The sequence below is a fragment of the Streptomyces sp. 13-12-16 genome (assembly GCF_002114215.1).
Classification (GTDB): domain Bacteria; phylum Actinomycetota; class Actinomycetes; order Streptomycetales; family Streptomycetaceae; genus Streptomyces.
In genome coordinates, this window is record NZ_NCTE01000773.1 from 1,851 (window position 1) to 6,514 (window position 4,664).

Annotated in this window: 4 protein-coding genes and 1 pseudogene; 4 read left to right on the forward strand and 1 reads right to left on the reverse strand. The window is 71.8% G+C overall.

Annotation, left to right across the window (positions count from 1 at the left end):
* Positions 1-38 precede the first annotated feature (38 nt).
* Positions 39-620: a TMEM165/GDT1 family protein gene (locus B7767_RS28535; protein WP_085574683.1), complete on the reverse strand. Its 582-nt coding sequence runs from the start codon at positions 618-620 to the stop codon at positions 39-41.
* A 404-nt stretch (positions 621-1,024) separates the two neighbouring features.
* Between B7767_RS28535 and B7767_RS28540 the strand changes: the two genes are divergently transcribed.
* The 4 genes and pseudogenes from B7767_RS28540 to B7767_RS28555 form a co-directional block, all read left to right on the forward strand.
* Positions 1,025-1,669: an HNH endonuclease family protein gene (locus B7767_RS28540; protein WP_085574684.1), complete on the forward strand. Its 645-nt coding sequence runs from the start codon at positions 1,025-1,027 to the stop codon at positions 1,667-1,669.
* An 80-nt stretch (positions 1,670-1,749) separates the two neighbouring features.
* The gene (locus B7767_RS28545) at positions 1,750-3,396 is read left to right on the forward strand and encodes an alkaline phosphatase D family protein (protein WP_085574685.1); all 1,647 of its coding nucleotides are present in this window, start codon (positions 1,750-1,752) and stop codon (positions 3,394-3,396) included.
* A gap of 251 nt (positions 3,397-3,647) precedes the next feature.
* Positions 3,648-4,100, forward strand: a complete 453-nt coding sequence (locus B7767_RS28550) for a DoxX family protein (protein ID WP_085574686.1) — start codon at positions 3,648-3,650, stop codon at positions 4,098-4,100.
* 242 nt (positions 4,101-4,342) lie between these two features.
* A pseudogene (locus tag B7767_RS28555) lies at positions 4,343-4,664 on the forward strand (hypothetical protein); the annotation flags it as partial.

Sequence of the window (4,664 nt, forward strand, 5' to 3'; positions counted from 1 at the left end):
GTCCCGCCGTCACCGCGGGAGACCCGCGCGGCGGGGCGTCACCCGGCGATCGCCTCCCACAGGCTCCACACGCCCAGACCCAGCATCAGCAGCGCGGCGATCTGCGTGATCAGCTTCAGCGGAACCCGCTTCATCAGCGCCTTCCCGCCGACGATGCCGAGCCCGGCGACCGCCCACAGCGCGAGCACCGCGCCCAGGCCGACGGAGAGCGGGTCGTCGTAGCGGGCGGCGAGGTTGGCCGTCATGATCTGCGTCAGATCGCCGAACTCGGCGACCAGGATCAGCATGAACCCGGCCCCGGAGACCTTCCAGAAGGACTGGTTCTCCGGCTTGCGGACCTCCTCCTCGTCCTCGCCCTTCTTCATCAGCAGCACCGCCGCGCCGCCCAGGAAGAGCACACCCGTGATCGCGTGCACGATCTGCTGCGGCAGCAGCGTGAGCACGCTTCCGGCCGCCACCGCGAGCACGACGTGCAGCGCGAAGGCGGCGGCGACACCGGCGAAGACGTAGGAGGCGCGGTAGCGGGTGCCGAGGACGAGGCCGGCGAGCGCGGTCTTGTCCGGCAGTTCGGCGAGGAAGACGACGCCGAAGACGACGGCCGTCACGGTCAGGCTGATCAACGGTTCCTCAATCGGTCGGGACTGCCCCGCCGAGAGTGCTGCGCGATTCCACGGGACACCTCGGCACGGCAGCACACGCGGCACCCGTGCCGTACGGCACGGGCGTGCACTGCTTGCCGAAGGTCTCGCTGGCCGACCCCGCACCGCGAGGTCCGCCTCCGGGCGCCGGCTCAGGCGAGCTGAGCAGTATGTCGACGGTCCGGCGAAGAGCTACTCCCCTTCTGCACCGCCCATGGTACGCGAGGACCGCGCCGGACCTCGTACGCGGAAATTTCACGCCTGAACCGTAGACGTGTCATGCGCGCGTCATTAGCTTCTTACCGGATCCACCCCTCCCGGCCACCCGGCGTGCCGAGCATTCCCCTGCCCGCACGTCAACGGCCCCACCCCACAAGGGAGTTCACATGCCGAAGTTCTACGCGCGTCGACAGCTCAGCACGGTCGCGGCGTTCACCGGACTCATAGCCTCCGTCGGCCTGTTCAACGGACCGGCCGCCTCCGCCGCCCTCCCCACCCCGGTCAGCGCCGCCACCGCCCGCGGCTACCTCGCCGCCCTCGACGTCCGCACCGAGAACCGCACCGGCTACGACCGCGACCTCTTCCCGCACTGGATCACCCAGTCCGGCACCTGCAACACCCGCGAGACCGTCCTCAAGCGCGACGGCTCGGGCGTCGTCACCGACTCCTCCTGCGCCGCCACCAGCGGAAGCTGGTACTCCCCCTACGACGGCGCCACCTGGTCCGCCGCCTCCGACGTCGACATCGACCACCTCGTCCCGCTCGCCGAGGCCTGGGACTCCGGCGCCGGCTCCTGGACCACCTCACGGCGCCAGTCCTTCGCCAACGACCTGACCCGCCCGCAGCTCCTCGCCGTCACGGACAACGTCAACCAGTCCAAGGGCGACCAGGACCCGGCCACCTGGATGCCGTCCCGCTCGGCCTACCGCTGCACCTACGTCCGCGCCTGGGTCCAGGTGAAGTACCACTACGACCTGTCGGTCGACTCCGCCGAGAAGTCCGCCCTGCAGAACCACCTCGCGAGCTGCTGAGACGAATTGCCGGGTGCGCAAATCTCCCCGGCGGCCTCCGTCGCTGCGTACCGTACGGGGCGACGGAGGAAGGGGTCACCATGGCCGGACTGCGGCTCGGACCACTGCTGAGGTACATCGACGGCTCGTCCGCCACCATCTGGGTCGAGACCGGCCGTCCGGGCACCGTCGAGGTGCGCTGCGCGGACGGGACCGGCGGGACGGCCGGCACCTTCCGGATCGCGGACCACCACTACGCGCTCGTCCACGTCACCGGTCTCACACCGGGGACGGCCACCCCGTACGAGGTCTTCCTGGACGACGCCCGGGTGTGGCCGCCGGCCGAGGACCCCTTCCCGTCGCTCCCGCCGTCCGTCATCCCCACCCCGGGCCCGGACGACCGCGTGCGCATCGCGTTCGGCTCCTGCCGCTGGGCCTCGCCGCCCACCGGGGAGCCCGACCCGGTCGGCCCGGACGCCCTGGACGCCCTGGCGAAACGCATCGCCGCCGACCCTGGCGGCGAACGCCCCGACGTCCTGCTGCTCCTCGGCGACCAGGTGTACGCCGACGAGACCTCCGACGCCACCCGCGCCTGGCTCGCCGCCCGCCGCGACCTGGACGAGCCCCCGGGCAGCCAGGTGGCGGACTACGAGGAGTACACCCACCTCTACTACGAGTCCTGGCTCGACCCGCAGGTGCGCTGGCTGCTGTCCACCGTGCCCACCTGCATGATCTTCGACGACCACGACGTCATCGACGACTGGAACACCTCCGCCTCCTGGGTCGCCGACATGCGGGAGACGTCGTGGTGGAGGGAGCGGATCCTCAGCGGCCTGATGTCGTACTGGGTCCACCAGCACCTGGGCAACCTCTCCCCCGCCGAGCTGGAGGCCGACCCGCTGTACGCGGCCGTCCGGGCGGCCGACGACGGCACCGACGCGCTGCGCGCCTTCGCCTCCAGGGCCGAGGCGGACGCGGCCGGCGTGCGCTGGAGCTACCGGCGCGACTTCGGCCGGGTGCGCCTGGTGATGGTGGACAGCCGCGCGGCCCGCGTCCTGGAGGAGGGCCGGCGCTCCATGCTCGACCGGACCGAGGCCGACTGGCTGCGCGAACAGGCCCTGGCCGAACGCGGCTCCTACGACCATCTGCTCATCGGCACGTCCCTGCCCTGGCTGCTGCCCCACCTGGTGCACGACGTCGAGGCGTGGAGTTCCGTGCTGTGCCGGGGCGACAAGGGCGCCCGCTGGGCGCGGCTCGGGGAGAAGCTGCGGCGCGCGGCGGACCTGGAGCACTGGGCGGCCTTCCCGGAGTCGTTCGGCGAGCTGGCGGAGCTGATCGCCGAGACCGGTACGGGGCCGGAGGCGCCGGCGACGGTGTGCGTGCTCTCCGGGGACGTCCACCACGCCTATGTCGCCGAGCCGAGCTGGCCGGACGGCACCGGACCGGACTCCCGGGTGGTGCAGCTGACCTGCTCGCCGGTCCACAACTCCATTCCGCTGTCGATGCGGCTCGGCTTCCGCGTGGGCTGGGGCGGGGCCGCCCGGCTCCTCGGCCGCCTGTTCGCGCGGCACGGCCGCCTCGGCCCGCCGCCGGTCACCTGGCGCAGGACGGGCGGGCCCTGGTTCGGCAACCAGCTCATGACGCTGACGACACAGGGACGTTCGGCGGTGCTGCGACTGGAGCACGCGCAGCAGGAGGAGACCGGGACGCACCTCAGGAGCGTGACGGAGACCCGGCTGAGCCGGTGAGACCCGGAACCTGTGAGTCACCTGTGAACCGTGGTGTGGATTCGGTCACGCCGACGGTCATGACGACGGGGCGGACGCCGCACTGACCGGCGGGAGCGGGCACCCGAACAGTCGAATCAGGACAAACCCAAGGGCTAAATGTTGAACTTGCAAGTATCGGTTAGGGACACCTAACGTGGGGAGCCGACTCGGTTCCGTCCCCCCGGACCGGCCCCACCCGGGGGCCGGCCTGACCGAAGGAGACCCCCCACATGACCGAACGCCTCAACAGCGCCCAGCCATACGCCCTGGGCATGTTCCGTATCGTCATCGGACTGCTCTTCGCCTGCCACGGCGCCAGGGACCTGCTCGGCCTGTTCGGCGGCGCGGACGGCAGCGGCGGCACGGTCGAGACCGGCACCTGGCCCGGCTGGTACGCGGCCCTGATCGAACTCATCGGCGGCACCCTGGTCATGCTCGGCCTCGGCACCCGCGCCGCCGCGTTCATCTCGTCCGGCGCGATGGCCTACGCGTACTTCAAGGTCCACCAGCCCGACGCCCTGTGGCCGATAGAGAACAGGGGCGAGGGCGCGGCCATGTACTGCTGGGCCATGCTCCTGCTGGTGTTCACCGGCTCCGGAGCCCTCGGCCTGGACCGCCTGGTCACCAAGCGCTCGTCGGCGAACGGCGAACGGGAGGCGGAGCGGACCCCGGTGACGGCCTGACCGTCCTCCCCACGAGGCCGCACGGGCGCCCTTCCCTGCGCAAAGGGGGAGGGCGCCCTTCCTCTTCGCGCGGGAAAGGGAGGAGGAACGCAGGGCACCGCACACGCGAACCCCCCGTGACCTTTCTGTCACTCACCGGGCGTACGCTGTATGGCTGTCATCGGCCACTCCTGCCCCTCCTGCCGCTCCCCGCGTCAGCGCGGCACGGCGCGGCCCTGCGGGGGAGCCACGGGGGAGTTCGGGTGGAGAGTCTGGGGTCGCTGGTCGGCAGCCCGTGGATCTATGCGGTGGTGGCCCTCTCGGTCCTGCTCGACGTGTTCCTCCCGGTCCTGCCGAGCGGAGTACTGGTGATCACCGCGGCCACGGCGGCGGCCGCGGGCACCGCGACCGACGTGCCCGACATCCTGGTGCTGACGCTGTGCGCCGCCACCGCCTCCGTCCTGGGCGACCTGGTGGCCTACCGCCTCGCCTGGCGCGGCGGCGCCCGGCTGGACAGGGCGATCGCCCGTTCACGGCGGCTGAAGAGCGCGCAGGAACGTCTCGGCGCGGCGCTCGCCCGGGGCG